Source organism: Burkholderia cepacia ATCC 25416 (assembly GCF_001411495.1).
Taxonomy (GTDB): domain Bacteria; phylum Pseudomonadota; class Gammaproteobacteria; order Burkholderiales; family Burkholderiaceae; genus Burkholderia; species Burkholderia cepacia.
This window is the reverse complement of the sequence record NZ_CP012982.1, coordinates 3,156,240-3,172,274: the sequence shown is the minus strand read 5'-3', so window position 1 is coordinate 3,172,274 and position 16,035 is coordinate 3,156,240. Positions and strand designations below refer to the sequence as shown.

Genomic DNA, 16,035 nt, shown 5'->3' with positions numbered 1-16,035 from the left:
GCGTGCCGATGGCGGCGTCCGCTTCTCGCGCCACGGCCGCACGAACCTTCCCCCAACAATCGTCAGGAGAGCTGGTGAGCCGACTCGTCGTCGTATCCAATCGCATTGCAGATCCCCGTAAAGCCGCTGCCGGCGGGCTCGCCGTTGCCGTGAAAGACAGCCTGCAGGAATCCGGCGGCGTCTGGTTCGGCTGGAGCGGAAGGCTGCGCGGCAGCGACGACCAGCCCGCGCATGGCGACGACGTGCAGATCCAGAACGTCGGCGGCATCCAGCTCGCGACGATCGATCTCGACCCGCAGGACTACGACGCCTACTACCTCGGTTATTCGAACAACGTGCTGTGGCCGGTGTTTCACTACCGGCTCGATCTCGCTCAGTTCGACCGCCGCTTCGCCGACGGCTACCGGCGCGTGAACCAGTTGTTCGCGCGCAAGCTGCGCACGCTGCTGCGTCCCGACGACACCATCTGGGTCCACGACTACCAGCTGATTCCGCTCGCCGCCGAGCTGCGCGCGATGGGCTGTACGAATCCGATCGGCTTCTTCCTGCACATCCCGATGCCGCCGCCGCCGATCATGGCCGCGATCCCGGAACACGAATGGCTGATGCGCTCGCTGTTCGCATACGATCTCGTCGGCTTCCAGACCGAGTCGGACCTGCTCCACTTCGAGCATTACGTCGAAGCGGAAGCCGGCGCCGCGCGGCTGCCGGACGGCCGGCTGCGTGCATTCGGCCGCACGCTGTCGGCGGGCGCGTTCCCGATCGGCATCAACGTCGACGAGTTCGAGGCGCTCGCGCGCGACCGCGACGGCCTCGACATGTTCGAGCGGATGCGCGACGAATATTCGCGGCGCCAGTTGCTGGTCGGCGTCGACCGGCTCGATTACACGAAAGGGCTGCCGCAGCGCGTGCATGCGTTCCGCGAGTTGCTCGAACAGTATCCGGAGAACCGCGACCGCGCGACGCTGATCCAGATCGCCGCGCCGAGCCGCGAAAATCTCGGCGCGTACGACGACCTGCGGCGCGAGATGGACAGCCTGTGCGGCGCGATCAACGGCGACTACGGCGAACTCGAATGGATGCCGATGCGCTACATTCACCGCACCGTCGCGCGCAAGCGCTTGCCGGGCCTCTATCGCGCGAGCCGCGTCGCGCTCGTCACGCCGCTGCGCGACGGGATGAACCTCGTCGCGAAAGAATTTCTCGCCGCGCAGGATGCGGCCGATCCGGGCGTGCTCGTGCTGTCGCGTTTTGCCGGCGCGGCCGAGCAGCTGAAGTCGGCGCTGCTCGTCAATCCGTACGACACGCAAGGCACCGCGCAGGCGATCCAGCGTGCGCTCGCGATGCCGCTCGAGGAGCGCCGCCAGCGTCATGCGGCGCTGATGGCGATCTTGCGCAAGAGCGACGTGCACTGGTGGCGCACGCGCTTTCTCGACGCGCTCGCCGAAGCGGCCGAAGTCGCGGCCGCGACCGAACCCTGACGCGCGCTCACGCGTCCGTCGCCGCGTATCCGAGCACCGCGCCGCTCGCATCGCACAGGTCGACCGACACCGGAATGCCTTCTCGCAGGCTCTCCGTCAGCACGCAATACGCATCGAACTGATCGAGCACGCGCGTCGCCGCCGCGAGATCGGCCCACGTCCTGCCGATCGACAGCCGTACCGACATCGCGCCCACGCGCACCCTGCCCGCTTCGTTCTGCACCATGTCGACATCGATGCGTGCGGCAATCGGCTGCGGATCGACATGCTGCTTTTCCAGCGCGAACAGCAGGCTCGCCGCGAGACAGGTCGCGACCGCCGCGGCCAGCAACCGGATCGGGTTCGGCCCGCGTCCTTCGCCGAGCGGCGGCGGTTCGTCGGTGAGGACCGGCGACAGCGTCGTGCCGGCAAACACCACTTCGAAACAGAAGCGCGCCTGCTGCGCGACATCGACCGATATGTGCGCCTCGCTCATGGCGACTCCGCGCAGATCAACTGGGAAAGGAATGCCGGCACGCAGTCGCATCGATGCGCGCCGCCCGCAGGTTCGCGGCACCTTCAGCGCTCGGGTTCGCGTGGCGGCCCGTATGCGACGAAATCGCGCTCGACCGCGGATGCGTGCTCCGTTTCGATCGCGCCGCCGCGTGCGCCGGCTTCGTCGTCCGGTGCCGGTGCAGCCTGCGTCGCGGACGACGGTTCGACGCGCCCGTCGATCAGCGCCTGCAGCGCTTCGCGCTCGAGCACCTCGGATTGCAGCAGCCGTCGCGCGATGCGTTCGAGCGCATCGCGGCGTTCGCCGAGCGTCATCGCGACCCGCGCATGCGCGTCGGCGAGCAGCGTGCGCACCTCGTCGTCGATCATCCGCGCGGTGTGCTCGCTGCAGCGCCCGTCGCCCGCATGCCACGCGCCGGGCATGCCCTGCCGCACATCGCCGTCGTCGAACGTCGCGAGCCCGATCTTCTCGCTCATCCCGTACTGCATGACCATGTGGCGCGCCATCGCGGTCGCGCGTTCGAGATCGTTCTGCGCGCCCGTCGACACGTCGCCGAACACGAGTTCCTCGGCAACGCGCCCGCCGAGCAAGGCATCGATCCGGTCGAGCAGTTCGCTCCTGCGCAACACGTAGCGATCCTCGGTCGGCACCTGCTGCGTATAGCCGAGCGCCGCCACGCCGCGCGGAATGATCGACACCTTCTTCACCGGATCGCAATGCGCGCGGCTTTCCGCGACGAGCGCATGGCCGGCCTCGTGATACGCGATGGTCAGCTTCTCCTGCGCGTTCATCACGCGGCTCTTGCGTTCGAGGCCCGTCAGCGCGCGATCGATCGCCTCGTCGAAGTCGGCCATCCCGATCGCCGGCTTGCCGAGTTCGGCCGCATGCAGCGCGGCCTCGTTGACGACGTTCGCGAGATCGGCACCGACGAAGCCCGGCGTGCGCGATGCCAGCTCGCCGAGATCGACGTCGGCCGCGAGCTTCACGCGCTTCACATGCACGCCGAGAATCTGCCGGCGGCCGTTCACGTCGGGCCGGTCGATCGCGATGTGGCGATCGAAGCGGCCCGGCCGCAGCAGCGCGGGATCGAGGATCTCCGGCCGGTTCGTCGCGGCCATGATGATCACGCCGGAGCCGGCCTGGAAGCCGTCCATCTCGACGAGCAACTGGTTGAGCGTCTGCTCGCGTTCGTCGTTGCCCGACATCGGGCCGACGCCGCGCACCTTGCCGAGCGCGTCGAGCTCGTCGACGAACACGATGCACGGCGCCTTCTGCTGCGCCTGCTCGAACAGGTCGCGCACGCGCGCCGCGCCGACGCCGACGAACATCTCGACGAACGCCGAGCCGCTGATCGAGAAGAACGGCACGGCCGCCTCGCCGGCCACCGCGCGCGCGAGCAGCGTCTTGCCGGTGCCCGGCGCGCCGACGACGAGCACGCCCTTCGGAATCTTGCCGCCGAGCCGCTGGTAGCGGTCGGGGTTGCGCAGGAACGCGACGAGCTGCTGCAGCTCGGCCTTGGCTTCGTCGATGCCCGCGATATCGTCGAACGTGATGCCGGTTTCCTGCTGCACGTACACGCGCGCGCGGCTCTTGCCCATCCCGGTGAAATCCTGCAGCCCGCCGCGCTTGCGCAGCATCATGTTCCAGATGAACACGAACAGCACGAGCGGCAGCAGCCACGAGGCAAGCGATGCCATCCAGCTCGTGTCGGGCGCGCCGTGATAGCGGATGCCGGCCGCGGTCAGCGTGTCGGTCAGGTGTTCGTCGCTCACGCGGTTGGTCGTGAACCGCCACGGCGCACCGGCCTGCTGCACGGCCGAGGCGTCGGACGCCGGCAGCATCGCGCCGGCCTGCGGCATCTTCAGCGTGCCCGAGATCGATGCGGGGCTGACTTCGAGATCGTCGACGAGCCGTGCGGCGACGAGCCGGTGGAAATCGCTGTACGCGATCGACGCCGACGACGGACGCAGCATCAGCAACTGCGCGGCGAACAGCACGAAGAAGCCCGCGGCGATCAGCAATCCCGGGTAGTCGAATTTCCTGTCCATGGCATCCGGCCGGACGTGCGCGCGGCGCTACGCGGCGCTGCCGCGCCACGGCGGACGTGCGTGGCTACGCGCGCAGCCCGCGCGCGGCATCGGCGGCCATGCGGCAGCGGTATACATGCGTGCCATCTCGCCTCGCTCCTGCGCATCAACGATGCCGCGACAACGCCGTCGGCCGGCATCGCCGGGCAATCCTCGCCCGGGCGGCACGCCGCGACGCGCCGCCCCTGAATCAAGTCTAGTTCGCGCGAGTGCGTCGCGCATTGCCCGCGGCGCGACGGGAATCGTCCGACAAACACCTTTCATCCGCCCCCGTTGCCGCGTTATAGTCGCGTTCGTGACACTTTTGTGACAAACGCATCGCACGCGCCGATACCCCACACGGGCCGTTGCCTTCCATCCTGCGGCACGGCAGCCTGTGCGGCACCGCCGTGCATCACGCCCCGTCCACCCGCCCATTCGAGGAACCCACGACGTGAACGACACCCCCGATCGCCCCGACGACCTTCCCGCCGATCCCGACCGCCGCCGCGTGCTCGGCGGCCTTGCCGCGCTCGGTGCGGGTGTTGCGCTCAGCGGCTGCGAAACCACCGGCGCGCCGCGTTCCGCCGCCGACCTGCGCGTCGACGAGGCGTTGCGCCAGCGCGTGCGGCACATCGTGGTGATCTATGCGGAAAACCGCAGCTTCGCGAACCTGTACGGCGATTTCCCGGGCGTAAGCCATCCGCTGAGCGAGGTGCGGCCCGAGCACGCGCAGCAGCTCGATCGCGACGGCAAGACGCCGTTGCCCGTGCTGCCGAAGATCTGGGGCGGGCTCGTGCCGCAGGCGCAGGAAGTGGACGGCAAGCGCTACGCGATCGCCGAGCGCGACATCGACAAGTTGCCGAACGCGCCGTTCCGGATCGCGGACGCGCAGGGCAAGCCGCTGCCGAACGGCGTGATCACGCGCGACCTGTGGCACCGCTTCTACCAGAACCAGATGCAGATCGCGGGCGGCCGCAACGACCAGTTCGCCGCGTGGGCCGATTCGGGCGGCCTCGTGATGGGCCATTACCGCAATTCGGCCGACACGCTGCGGCTGTGGAACCTCGCGCGGCAGTACACGCTGTGCGACAACTTCTTCATGGCGGCCTTCGGCGGTTCGTGGATGAACCACATGTTCCTGATCTCCGCGCAGCCGCCGCTGTATCCGGACGCGCACAAGCATCCGCACGCGGCGAAACTGCTGTCGAAGGTCGAAGGCGACGATCCGGCCGGCACGCGCCTGAAGCTCGCCGACGATTCGCCCGCGTCCGCGCTCGACGGCCCGCCGAAGTTCGCGGGCGACGGCCCGCTGACGCCGGACGGCTATGGTGTGAACACGATGGCGCCGCCGTATCAGCCGAGCTACGTGCCGCCGCCGGACCCGGGCAACGCCGCGTATGCGGACCCGGCCGACCATCGCGTGATGCCGCCGCAGGGCTATGCGACGATCGGCGACCGCCTGTCGGAAAAGAACATCGACTGGGCGTGGTACAGCGGCGCGTGGCAGTACGCGCTCGAGCATCGCGACACGGGCGCCGTGCCCGATTTCCAGTACCACCACCAGCCGTTCAACTATTTCGCGAACTACGCGCCCGGCACCGATGCACGCAGCAAGCACCTGCGCGACGCCGGGCTCGGCGACGAGCCGTCGACCAACCACTTCATCGCCGACATCGACGCGGGCCGCCTGCCGGCCGTCACGTTCTACAAGCCGCAGGGCAACCTGAACATGCATGCGGGCTACGCGGACATCGAATCCGGCGACCGTCACATCGCGACGGTGATCGACCATATCCGGCGCGGGCCGCAATGGGACAACACCGTGATCGTGATGACGCACGACGAGAACGGCGGCTGGTGGGATCACGTCGCGCCGCCAGTGGGCGACCGCTGGGGCCCTGGTTCGCGGATTCCGGCGCTCGTGATCTCGCCGTTCGCGAAGAAGGGTTTCGTCGATCACACGCTGTACGACACCAACTCGATCCTGCGCTTCATCAGCCGCGTGCACGGGCTCGCGCCGCTCGACGGCGTGGTCGCGCGCAACAAGGCGTTCGCCGCGCGCGGCGCGACGCCGCCGGGCGATCTCACGAACGCGCTCGACCTCGGCTGACGGCGGGCAGGCCTGGTTGGCCGCTTAGCGGCTGAGCCGCTGGGCCGCTCAAGCACTTGGGCACTTCGGTGCCCGAAACGACGACGCCCCGGGCAATACGATTGCCCGGGGCGTCGTTCATTTCCACCCGGCCAACGCTACGCGGCGTCGCGCAGCGCGTCGCACCCCGCCTGCGCGGCGTGACGGCCGGCCTGCCGGCCGAAGAACGTCGAATCGGCCAGCGACAGCCCCGAGCTGTACCCGGCGCCCCAGCGCGGCAGCCCGCAGGTCGTGCGGCCGGCCGCATAGAGCCCCGCTACCGGCGCGCGCGCCGCGTCGACCACCTGCCCGGTCGGCAGCGTGTCGAGCCCGCCGAGCGTGAAGTGCGGATAGAACGCGTAGTCGATCCGGCAATCGAGCGCAACGAACGGCGGCTCGATCAGCGGCTGCAGCCATTTCTCCGCCTTGTGGAACAGCGGATCGGCGCCTTCGGCAGCATGGCGGTTGTAGACGTCGACAGTCGCCGTCAGCGTGCCGGCCGGCATCTGCAGGTCGCGTTCGACTTCCTCCCACGTTTCGCCGGCCGCCGCGATGCCGATCCGCGCAATCGCGGGCGGCTCCCGGTACGTCGCCTGGTCGACGAGCAGGTAGATGCGGTCGCCGGCCTGGTGGAACGCGTGATGGCCCGTGCGGCCGTGATAACCGTCCTCGTTGACGAAGCGCTGGCCGCGCGCGTTCACGAAGATTCCCCGGATCAGCGATTCGGGTGCGTAGAACGGCAGGCTGACGAAGCCCTGGTCCATGTGGATCGCCGCGCCGCCCGCGCTCTGGCCGAGCAGGATGCCCGAGCCGTCGTCGCCGGGGCTGCCGATCGGTTCATCCGAGCGCAGGAACTGCGGCGCATGGCGGCGCACCATGTCGCGATTCATCGCGAAACCGCCCGCACACAGGATCACCGCGCGACGCGCACGCACGCATGCCGTCTCGCCATACGCGCGCAGCACGACGCCGCGCACCGCGCCGTCGTCGTCGACGATCAGTGCGAGCGCGCGCGTGTCGTAACGCGTCGCGACGCCGAGCGCCGCCACGCGTTCGGCCAGCACGCGCATCAGCATCTGCCCGCCGCCCCAGCCCGGCCATTGCGGCGTGTGCCCGCGCGGGCACGGCTTCGCGGCCTCGCTGAACGGCCAGGCTTCCTCGCTACCCGACCAGATCAGGCAATCGTCGGTCTCCGGTTCGACGATCCGCTCGGCAATGAACGTGTTCTTGTACGTGAGGCCCTGCGCGACGAGCCAGTCGTGGTGCGCCAGGCTTTCGTTCGCGTAGAGCCGCACCTTCGCCTCGTCGGCGTCGCGCCCGCCGGCCAGCATCAGGTAGCGGTACAGATCCTCGGTCTCGTCGGTAAAGCCGGCCCGCCGCTGTGCGGGCGTACCGCCGCTGCCGCCGAGGTAGATCTCGCCGCCCGACAGCGCGCTCGTGCCGCCGTAGCTCGATGCGCGCTCGACGATCAGCGTGTCGGCGCCGGCGCGCGCGGCTTCGATCGCCGCACAGGCGCCGGCCGCGCCGAAGCCGACGATCACGACATCGTGTTCGGCATCCCAGCGATGCACGTCGCGAATGTTCAGGGGGTGAGTCAGGGAATAGTCGGATGACATGAGGAATGGGTCAGCGTGTAGGAAACCTGAGGGAAGCGATGGAAAGCGGCGGATGCGGCGAGGGCCGGACAGGAGGCCCTTCGCCGACGCTGCCGGGACGAGCGTGCGACGGTGCGTGTGCGCGACGCACGCGTCCCGTGCCCGGTTGAAGCCGCGATGCGCGTCAAACGGATCGGCGCGCGCGATGATTCCGACGTGGTCGCGGCGAAGGGCATCGGTACGCCATCGCGCCGCCACGGCTTCCGGCCTGCGCGGCGCGCAGCCGCGCCGACGTCACATGCCGCGCAGCGCGGCGAAACCGAAGTGCGACGGATCGATCGGCACGCAGCCGGCCGGCAGCCCGTTCGCGTCGACCGAGCGGCATTGCAGGATGCCGGCCGCATACGGCGGCGACGGAACCTGATCGGCGCCGTATCGCGCCATCGCCATGGCAGCAAACGTGCCCATCGCCAGTACGCACAGCTTGCGAGTCGTCAGTCTCATGATCGTCGTCCCCTCCGGTTGTCCGCTGGTGCGGTTCGTATCCGGCGTGCATCGCATGCGGCACCGGATGACTGCACGGTAGCCAGCGCCCGGCCGCCGGCCATCGTCCATTTCGACTAGGGGCAAACGCTGAGCGGCGGGCGCACCGCGTGTCGCATCGCAGCATCGTGCGCGATGGCTTTGCACACGCAGCGGAGGCGCGGCGCGTTGCGCGCCTGTCGCGGCCGGCCGCGCCAATCGTCAGACGCCTGTCGCACGCCGGTCGCTGCGCCGCACCAACCTTGCGCGATCGTGCGGCACGCCGCGCCCGGCCCCGGTGTTTTCCCCGACCCTCGCCCTGCTCCGTATGGATGATGAGTCGCCATCGGTCCGATGCGAACCTTCGCCTCGACGTCGCAATGCCGCCGCGTCCGCACTCGCGGCGCGGCCGACTCTTTCCGTTCTTCCACGGGAGCACTGCATGACCGATTCGAATCCCCGCCACGCGCTGTACGAACTGGCGTGCCGCTATGCGCAAGCCGTCGACCGGCGCGACTGGCCGCGACTCACCGCCCTCTTCACGCCCGATGCGCAGCTCGCCGGCCCCGGCTTCCGCTTCGACGACCGCGACGCGATCGTGACGGGCATGCGCGTGATCGAGCGCTACGAAGCGACCCAGCATCACGTGCACAACCAGCTCGTGACGCTCGACGGCGGCGAGGCCGACGTCGAGACCTATGGCGTCGCCTGCCACGTCTACGTGCGCGACGGCGTGAAGCGCAAGCTCGACTGGGGGCTGCGCTATCGCGACCGCTGCGTGTTCGACGGCGGCACGTGGCGTTTCGCCGCGCGCACGCTGCACGTCGACTGGTCGCAAGACCTGCCGCTGGAGGGCTGAACGATGCGCACCGCTGCTCCCCTCGACGGCCGCACCGCACTCGTCACGGGCGGCGCCGGCGGCATCGGCGCGGCCTGCGCGCACGCGCTCGTCGCCGACGGCGCGGCCGTCGTGCTGATGGGCCGCCGCCGCGACGCGCTCGAACGCACGCAACGGCAACTGACCGACGCGGTGCCCGGCAGCCGCGTCGCGATCCATGCGGGCGACGCCTGCGACGAAGGCGACCTGCAGGCCGCGCTCGACTGCGCGTGGGCGCTCGACCGTCGCCTCGACATCGTCGTGCCGACGGTTGGCGGTGCGGGTTTCCGGCCGCTGCTGCTGCACGACGCCGACACCTTCCGCGCCGAAATCGACCTGAACCTGCACAGCGCATTCGCCGCGATCCGTCACGCCGCGCCGCGGCTCTCCGACAGCGGCGGCGGCGCGATCGTCTGCATCTCGTCGACGGCCGCGCGGATCAATTTCCGCTGGCTGTCCGCGTACTGCACCGCGAAGGCTGCGCTCGAAGCACTCGTGCGCGGCGCGGCCGAGGAACTGGCCGGCGCGAAGATCCGCGTGAACGCGGTGCGCCCGGGCCTCACGCGCTCCGAAGCAACGGCGCCGATGTTCGACAACCGCGCGCTCGTCGATAGCTTTCTCGAGCAGATCCCGCTCGGCACGCTCGGCGAACCGGAAGCGATCGCGCATGCGGTGCGCTATCTCGCGGGCCCCGAGTCGGGCTGGGTGACCGGCCAGAGTTTCGCGGTCGACGGCGGCCACGAACTGCGCACCAACCCGCGCGTCGACGACACGATCGCGCAGATCTACGGCACGGCCGCGCTCGACGCGATCAGGGCCGGCCGCGCACCGGGCGCCGCATGAGCGCCCGCCTTCTTTCAACGTCAAGGGAATACGACCGACCATGAATCGAGTCGCAAACAAGGTCGCGCTGGTCACCGGTGCGGCAAGCGGCGTCGGCCGCGCGGATGCGCTGCTGCTCGCCGCCGAAGGCGCGCGTGTCGTGCTGACCGACATCGACGAGGACGCAGGCCGCGCGCTCGCACGCGAGATCGGCGACGCCGCACTGTTCGTCCGCCACGACATCGCCGACGAGGACGGCTGGCGACAGGCGATCGCATCGACGCTCGACCGCTTCGGCCGCCTCGACGTGCTCGTCAACAACGCGGCGATCTGTCCGGTCGGCTCGATCGAGGACACGAGCCTCGACACGTGGCGCCGCGTGATGCGCACCAACGCCGACGGCTATTTCCTCGGCTGCAAATATGCGATCGGCGCGATGAAGGGCAACGACACGCCGGGCTCGATCGTGATGATGTCGTCGGTCGCCGCGCTCGGCGGGCTGCCGATGATGTGCGCATACACCGGGTCGAAAGGCGCGGTGACGGCGCTCGCGCGCAGCGTCGCCGTGCATTGCAAGCGCAGCGGTTACCGCATCCGCTGCAACTCGATCCATCCGGACGGGATCTGGACGCCGATGACGCAGGCGCTGATGCCCGATCTCGACCCGGCCGCGCTCGGCATCGGCAGCGATCCGATGGCACGCATGTGCGACCCGCGGGACGTCGCGAATCTCGTGCTGTTCCTCGCGTCCGACGAATCGCGTTTCGTGAACGGTGCGGAGCTGCGGATCGACAACGCGCAACTGGTGTCGTCGCTGTGACGCGACGCACTGCCCTCCCGTTCAAAGGAGTTCATCGATGATTTCATTCAACGGCAAGACCGTGCTGGTCACCGGCGGCGGTGCGGGCATCGGCCGTGCGTGTGCGGAAGCGTTCGGCGCGGCCGGCGCGCGCGTCGCGGTCGCCGAGATCGACCCGGCCCGCGCGCAGGACGTGCGCCAGGCGCTCGAAGCGGCGGGCGTCGACGCGCTCGTCGGCACCGTGGACGTCACGCGTCGCGACCAGGTCGATGCATTCGCACGAACCGTCGACGCGCGCTTCGGCGGCCTCGACGTGCTCGTCAACAATGTGGGCGACTTCCTGCAGATCGCGAAACCGTTCGACGACTGCACCGACGACGACATCGCGCGGCTGTTCGACGCGAACCTGCGCCAGGTGTTCGTCGTCACGCGCGCGATGCTGCCGTTGCTGCGCAAGCGCGGCGCAGGCGGCAGCATCGTCGGCGTGTCGTCAATCGAAGGCTTTCGCGCCATTCCGAACTGCACCGTGTACGCGTCGTTCAAGGCCGCGCTGACCGGCTTCACGAAAAGCCTCGCGCTCGAACTCGGGCCGGCCGGCATTCGCGTGAACCAGATCGCCCCCGAAACCACCGAGACGCCGCAGGTGCCCGTCAGCGCGATGGTCGCGGCCGAGCATCGCGAGCACATCCCGCGCTGGATCCCGCTCGGGCGCTTCGGCGCGGCCGGCGATATCGCGGGGGCCGCGCTGTTCCTCGCGAGCCCGCTCGCCGCGTGGGTCACCGGCACGACGCTGCATGTCGACGGCGGCGCGCTCGCGGCGGCCGGCTGGTATCGCGACCCGAACGGCTTCTGGACCAACATGCCCGTCGTCACGGGCAACGGCTTCAATTTCTGAGCGGCACCGCCCGCCTGTTCATTTCACGCGGCGCGGATGCGCCGCTACCGGAGACACCATGAAGATCCTGATCGTCGGCGGCACCGGCCTCATCGGCGGCCATGCCGCGCTGCACCTGCACGCGCACGGCAACCCCGTCACGCTCGCCGCACGCAAGCCACCCGCCGCCGGCAGCGCACTCGCGCAGTTCGACGTATTGCTGCGCGACTACGTGGCCGGCAACTTCACGCGCGACGATCTCGCGCCGTTCGACGCGGTGGTGTTCGCGGCCGGCAACGACATTCGCCACCTGCCGCCCGGCACCGACGAAGCCGCGCACTGGGAGCGCGCGAACGTCGATGCGGTGCCGCGCTTCTTCGCGCTCGCGCGCGACGCGGGCGTGAAGCGCGCGGTGCTGGTCGGCAGCTTCTATCCGCAGGTCGCGCCGACGCTCGTCGACACGGTGCCGTACGTGCGCTCGCGCCATCTCGCCGACGAACGTGTGCGCGCGCTCGCGACGCAGTCGTTCGCCGTCTGCAGCGTCAACGCGCCGTTCGTCGTCGGGTCGGTGCCGGGGCTGCGCAACGAGATGTTCGCTGCCTACACGGGCTATGCGCAAGGCCGGTTCGCGGGGCTGCCCGTGTTCGGGCCGGCCGGCGGCAGCAACTTCATCTCGACGCAATCGCTGTCGGAAGCGATCTGGGGCGCGCTGCAGCGCGGCGAAGCAGGCAAGGCCTACCTCGTCGGCGACGAGAACCTCAGCTTCGCCGATTACTTCGCGGCCTTCTTCCGCGCGGCGGGCAATCCGCGGGACGTCCCGTCGCTCGACCAGGAGCATCCGCTGTTGCCCGACATCGCGATCTACACGGGGCGCGGCAACGTCGTGTCGTACGAACCCGATCCCGCCGACAGCGCGCTGCTGCGCTACCGGCGAGGCGATGTGCAGCGTGCGGTCGATGAAGTCGTTGCGCATTGCCGTGCGCGGTAGGCAAACGGCACGTGTGTGGCGTGGATGCAAAAACGTCCCGCCGCCGGCAACGAATGCCGGCGGCGGGACGTCGGAACGACAACGTCGATGCGGGCCGTCAGGCGCCGATACGCTGCTCGATCTTCTTCATCGTGTCGGTCATTTCGGCCGGCAGGCGCAGCTTCAGCATGTCGAACAGCGCCGCATGCAGCTTCAATTCCTCACGCCATTCGTCGGCGTTCATCGACGTCACCGCGTCGAACTGCTCGCGCGTGAAATCGAGGCCGTCCCAGTGCAGGTCCTCGTATGCCGGCGACACGCCGAACGCATGCTCACCGCCGCCCCCCGTGCCTTCGAGACGGTCGAGCATCCACTTCAGCACGCGCATGTTCTCGCCGAAGCCCGGCCACACGAACTTGCCGTTCGCATCCTTGCGGAACCAGTTCACGCAGTAGATTTTCGGCAGTTTCGCGCCGGCGCCTTCGAGCTGCTTGCCGAGCTTCAGCCAGTGCGCGAAATAATCGCTGACGTTGTAGCCACAGAACGGCAGCATCGCGAACGGATCGCGGCGCACGATGCCCTGCTGGCCGACCGCCGCGGCGGTCGTCTCCGAGCCCATCGTCGCGGCCATGTACACGCCTTCGACCCAGTCGCGCGCCTCGGTCACGAGCGGCACGGTCGTCGAACGGCGGCCGCCGAAGATGAACGCGTCGATCGGCACGCCGGCCGGGTTCTCCCAGTCGTCGTCGATCGACGGACACTGCGCGGCCGGCGCCGTGAAGCGCGAATTCGGGTGCGCCGCCTTGCGGCCCGTCTCCTTGCCGATCTCCGGCGTCCACGGGTTGCCCTGCCAGTCGGTCAGCTTCGCGGGCGGCGTGTCGGTCAGCCCTTCCCACCACACGTCGCCGTCTTCCGTCAGCGCGACGTTCGTGAAGATCACGTTTTCCGTGAGCGTCGAGATTGCGTTCGGGTTGGTCTTCACGCCCGTGCCCGGCGCGACACCGAAGAAGCCGGCTTCCGGGTTGATCGCATACAGCCGGCCGTCACGGCCCGGCTTCAGCCACGCGATGTCGTCGCCGATCGTCGTGACCTTCCAGCCATCGAAGCCCTGCGGCGGAATCAGCATCGCGAAGTTCGTCTTGCCGCACGCGGACGGGAATGCGGCGGCGACGTGATACTTCTTGCCGGCCGGCGACGTCACGCCGAGGATCAGCATGTGTTCGGCGAGCCAGCCCTGGTCGCGCCCCATCGTCGATGCGATACGCAGCGCGAAACACTTCTTGCCGAGCAGCGCGTTGCCGCCGTAGCCCGAACCGAAACTCCAGATCTCGCGCGTCTCGGGAAAATGCACGATGTACTTGACCGGATTGCACGGCCACGGAACGTCCTGCTGGCCGGCTTCGAGCGGATGGCCGACGCTGTGCACGCACGGCACGAAATCGCCGTCATCGCCCAGCACGTCATACACCTCGCGGCCCATGCGCGTCATGATCCGCATGTTCACGGCGACGTACGGGCTGTCGGACAGCTCAACGCCGACGTGCGCGATCGGCGAGCCGAGCGGGCCCATCGAAAACGGCACGACGTACAGCGTGCGGCCGCGCATCGAGCCGCGGAACAGGCCGTTGAGCGTCTCGCGCATTTCGGCGGGCGCGATCCAGTTGTTGGTCGGGCCGACGTCGTCGCGCGATGCCGCGCAGATGAACGTGCGATCCTCGACGCGCGCGACGTCCGACGGATCGGATTGCGCGAGATACGAGTTCGGGCGCTTCGCCGGGTTCAGCCGCTTGAGCGTGCCCTGGTCGACCATCTCCTGGCACAGCGCGTCGTATTCTTCCTGCGAGCCGTCACACCACACGACACGCTCGGGCTCCGTGAGCGCCGCGATGCGCGCCACCCAGTCGATCAGCTTGCGATGTTTGACGAAAGCCGGCGGAGCGATCAGCGGGCCGTGTGTCGCTTCGGCCAGATTGTTTTGCGACATGAGGGTGTCTCCAGATTATTGGGCGAGGATGGGGGATGCGGGGCGAGCCCGCGAGATGGGGGATGCGATTGGAGCGCAGAGTGCGGCGGCGCGCAGGACGGGACACGCGAGCGGAGCGCGTGTCGATGCCGCGATGCGTGCGAGAGAAGGTGACGTCTCGTTAGAAGGTGCGAACGCGAGTTTCGCCATGCAAGCAACCTGCCGTACAACTCCATGGCGACCAGCATACCATCGCCGTTATTTGGCAAACGTTGCGTTGCAACAAGAAACAATCATGTCGGCGATCCGGCACGCCAGTTGCCTGTGAATTATTTTTACAACGCCATTGCGCGCGTTTCGGGGGCGAAACGGCCAGGACGGCCGTCCAACAAGGGTTTCGCGGAAGCGGCAAATCCGGCCCGCCGCGCCCGCGTTTAGCCAGCGAGCGCGCGGGCCGTGCGAATTCACGTTTTCGCTAGTCAGGCAAACCCTGAATTAGGTTGCGTACACAAACATCCGACGAGAACGTGCGGCAGGCCCACCCGCTCAAAACGGCGCGCCCGGCAATCCGGGGTAATACGCGCCTGCCGCCATCCCGCCGTCGACGGCCAGTTCGGCGCCGTTGCAGTACGACGCTTCGTCGCTCGCGAGGAACAGCGTCGCGCGCGCGATTTCGTCGGGCAGGCCGACGCGTTGCAGCGGCACGTTCGCATAGTGCTTGTTGATTTCCTCGAGCGGCGCGCCGGTCGGGTTCGACATCGCGGTGTTCACGCCGCCCGGATGAATCGAATTCACGCGCACGCCCTGATGGCCGAGTTCGAGCGCCGCGACCTTCGTCAGCCCGCGTACGCCCCACTTGCTCGACACGTACGCGGCCAGTGCGTTCACGCCGCGCAGCCCGTCCACCGACGAGATGTTGACGATCGACCCGCGCTTCTGCGCGATCATGCGCGGCGCGATCGTCCGGATCCCGACGAACGTGCCGACGAGGTTGATCGACACCGCACGCTCGAAATCGCGTTTCGACAGCTCGGTGATGCCGCCGAACGTCAGCACGGCCGCATTGTTGACCAGCACGTCGATACGGCCGAACTGCTCGACCGTCGCGTCGGTCACGCGCACCCAGTTCGCTTCGTCGGCGACGTCGAGCCGCATGAAGCGCGCCGCGTCGCCGAGCTCGCGCGCGAGCGCTTCGCCTTCCGCATCGAGCACGTCGCCGATCACGACGCGCGCGCCCTCCGCGACGAACAGCCGGCACGTCGCCGCGCCCATGCCACGCGCACCGCCCGTGACGATCGCTACCTTTCCTTCCAGTCGACCCATGTCGTCCTCTCTTCGATTTCGGTTTGCCGGCCGCCGCGCGCAGGCGGGCACGCACTTGCCGGATCATGATCGGCACGCGGCCGGTGCCGCGCGCCTCCGCCGTCAGCCGCCGTCGTTAGCCG

General features: G+C 68.9%; 13 protein-coding genes. 7 read left to right on the top strand and 6 right to left on the bottom strand.

What is annotated here, in order from left to right; all coding sequences use genetic code 11:
- Window positions 1-74 precede the first annotated feature (74 nt).
- A complete protein-coding gene (otsA, locus tag APZ15_RS31435; RefSeq protein WP_027791655.1) occupies window positions 75-1,481 on the top strand; it encodes an alpha,alpha-trehalose-phosphate synthase (UDP-forming) in 1,407 nt (468 codons plus the stop codon).
- Window positions 1,482-1,488: 7 nt separating this feature from the next.
- Here the strand turns inward: otsA and APZ15_RS31430 are convergent, their stop codons facing one another.
- Together APZ15_RS31430 and ftsH are read right to left on the bottom strand one after the other, a co-directional pair.
- The gene (locus APZ15_RS31430) at window positions 1,489-1,956 is read right to left on the bottom strand and encodes an OsmC family protein (protein WP_027791656.1); all 468 of its coding nucleotides are present in this window, start codon (window positions 1,954-1,956) and stop codon (window positions 1,489-1,491) included.
- A gap of 83 nt (window positions 1,957-2,039) precedes the next feature.
- Entirely contained in the window at window positions 2,040-4,022 is a 1,983-nt protein-coding gene (ftsH, locus tag APZ15_RS31425) for an ATP-dependent zinc metalloprotease FtsH (protein WP_027791657.1), read from the bottom strand.
- Window positions 4,023-4,494: 472 nt separating this feature from the next.
- Between ftsH and APZ15_RS31420 the strand changes: the two genes are divergently transcribed.
- On the top strand, window positions 4,495-6,153 hold the full coding sequence (locus APZ15_RS31420; protein ID WP_027791658.1) for an acid phosphatase: 1,659 nt from the start codon (window positions 4,495-4,497) through the stop codon (window positions 6,151-6,153).
- 137 nt (window positions 6,154-6,290) lie between these two features.
- Here the strand turns inward: APZ15_RS31420 and APZ15_RS31415 are convergent, their stop codons facing one another.
- Both APZ15_RS31415 and APZ15_RS31410 read right to left on the bottom strand, forming a co-directional pair.
- Window positions 6,291-7,787 (bottom strand): FAD-dependent oxidoreductase, encoded by a 1,497-nt coding sequence (locus APZ15_RS31415; RefSeq protein WP_027791659.1) that lies wholly within the window; start codon window positions 7,785-7,787, stop codon window positions 6,291-6,293.
- 273 nt (window positions 7,788-8,060) lie between these two features.
- The gene (locus APZ15_RS31410) at window positions 8,061-8,270 is read right to left on the bottom strand and encodes a hypothetical protein (RefSeq protein ID WP_027791660.1); all 210 of its coding nucleotides are present in this window, start codon (window positions 8,268-8,270) and stop codon (window positions 8,061-8,063) included.
- Between the two features lie 460 nt (window positions 8,271-8,730).
- Between APZ15_RS31410 and APZ15_RS31405 the strand changes: the two genes are divergently transcribed.
- From APZ15_RS31405 to APZ15_RS31385, 5 genes are read left to right on the top strand one after another with little or no spacing between them, the layout of a single operon-like run.
- Entirely contained in the window at window positions 8,731-9,147 is a 417-nt protein-coding gene (locus tag APZ15_RS31405) for a nuclear transport factor 2 family protein (protein WP_027791661.1), read from the top strand.
- Window positions 9,148-9,150: 3 nt separating this feature from the next.
- Window positions 9,151-10,008, top strand: coding sequence for an SDR family NAD(P)-dependent oxidoreductase (locus tag APZ15_RS31400; protein ID WP_027791662.1), 858 nt, complete (start codon window positions 9,151-9,153; stop codon window positions 10,006-10,008).
- A gap of 40 nt (window positions 10,009-10,048) precedes the next feature.
- Entirely contained in the window at window positions 10,049-10,807 is a 759-nt protein-coding gene (locus tag APZ15_RS31395; RefSeq protein ID WP_027791663.1) for an SDR family oxidoreductase, read from the top strand.
- A 37-nt stretch (window positions 10,808-10,844) separates the two neighbouring features.
- Complete coding sequence (locus tag APZ15_RS31390; RefSeq protein WP_027791664.1) at window positions 10,845-11,681, top strand: SDR family NAD(P)-dependent oxidoreductase; 837 nt, start codon at window positions 10,845-10,847, stop codon at window positions 11,679-11,681.
- A 58-nt stretch (window positions 11,682-11,739) separates the two neighbouring features.
- Entirely contained in the window at window positions 11,740-12,648 is a 909-nt protein-coding gene (locus APZ15_RS31385) for an NAD-dependent epimerase/dehydratase family protein (protein ID WP_027791665.1), read from the top strand.
- Between the two features lie 97 nt (window positions 12,649-12,745).
- Here the strand turns inward: APZ15_RS31385 and APZ15_RS31380 are convergent, their stop codons facing one another.
- Window positions 12,746-14,611, bottom strand: a complete 1,866-nt coding sequence (locus APZ15_RS31380; protein WP_027791666.1) for a phosphoenolpyruvate carboxykinase (GTP) — start codon at window positions 14,609-14,611, stop codon at window positions 12,746-12,748.
- Between the two features lie 525 nt (window positions 14,612-15,136).
- Window positions 15,137-15,913 (bottom strand): glucose 1-dehydrogenase, encoded by a 777-nt coding sequence (locus APZ15_RS31375; RefSeq protein WP_027791667.1) that lies wholly within the window; start codon window positions 15,911-15,913, stop codon window positions 15,137-15,139.
- Window positions 15,914-16,035: the final 122 nt, after the last annotated feature.

Bases quoted from the DNA above. Each gene is read 5' to 3' on its own strand.
- APZ15_RS31400 (WP_027791662.1), top strand. From the start codon at position 9,151: ATGCGCACCGCTGCTCCCCTCGACGGCCGCACCGCACTCGTCACGGGC.
- APZ15_RS31385 (WP_027791665.1), top strand. From the start codon at position 11,740: ATGAAGATCCTGATCGTCGGCGGCACCGGCCTCATCGGCGGCCATGCC.
- APZ15_RS31405 (WP_027791661.1), top strand. From the start codon at position 8,731: ATGACCGATTCGAATCCCCGCCACGCGCTGTACGAACTGGCGTGCCGC.
- APZ15_RS31430 (WP_027791656.1), bottom strand. From the start codon at position 1,956: ATGAGCGAGGCGCACATATCGGTCGATGTCGCGCAGCAGGCGCGCTTC.
- APZ15_RS31410 (WP_027791660.1), bottom strand. From the start codon at position 8,270: ATGAGACTGACGACTCGCAAGCTGTGCGTACTGGCGATGGGCACGTTT.
- APZ15_RS31415 (WP_027791659.1), bottom strand. From the start codon at position 7,787: ATGTCATCCGACTATTCCCTGACTCACCCCCTGAACATTCGCGACGTG.
- ftsH (WP_027791657.1), bottom strand. From the start codon at position 4,022: ATGGACAGGAAATTCGACTACCCGGGATTGCTGATCGCCGCGGGCTTC.
- APZ15_RS31395 (WP_027791663.1), top strand. From the start codon at position 10,049: ATGAATCGAGTCGCAAACAAGGTCGCGCTGGTCACCGGTGCGGCAAGC.
- APZ15_RS31390 (WP_027791664.1), top strand. From the start codon at position 10,845: ATGATTTCATTCAACGGCAAGACCGTGCTGGTCACCGGCGGCGGTGCG.
- APZ15_RS31380 (WP_027791666.1), bottom strand. From the start codon at position 14,611: ATGTCGCAAAACAATCTGGCCGAAGCGACACACGGCCCGCTGATCGCT.
- APZ15_RS31375 (WP_027791667.1), bottom strand. From the start codon at position 15,913: ATGGGTCGACTGGAAGGAAAGGTAGCGATCGTCACGGGCGGTGCGCGT.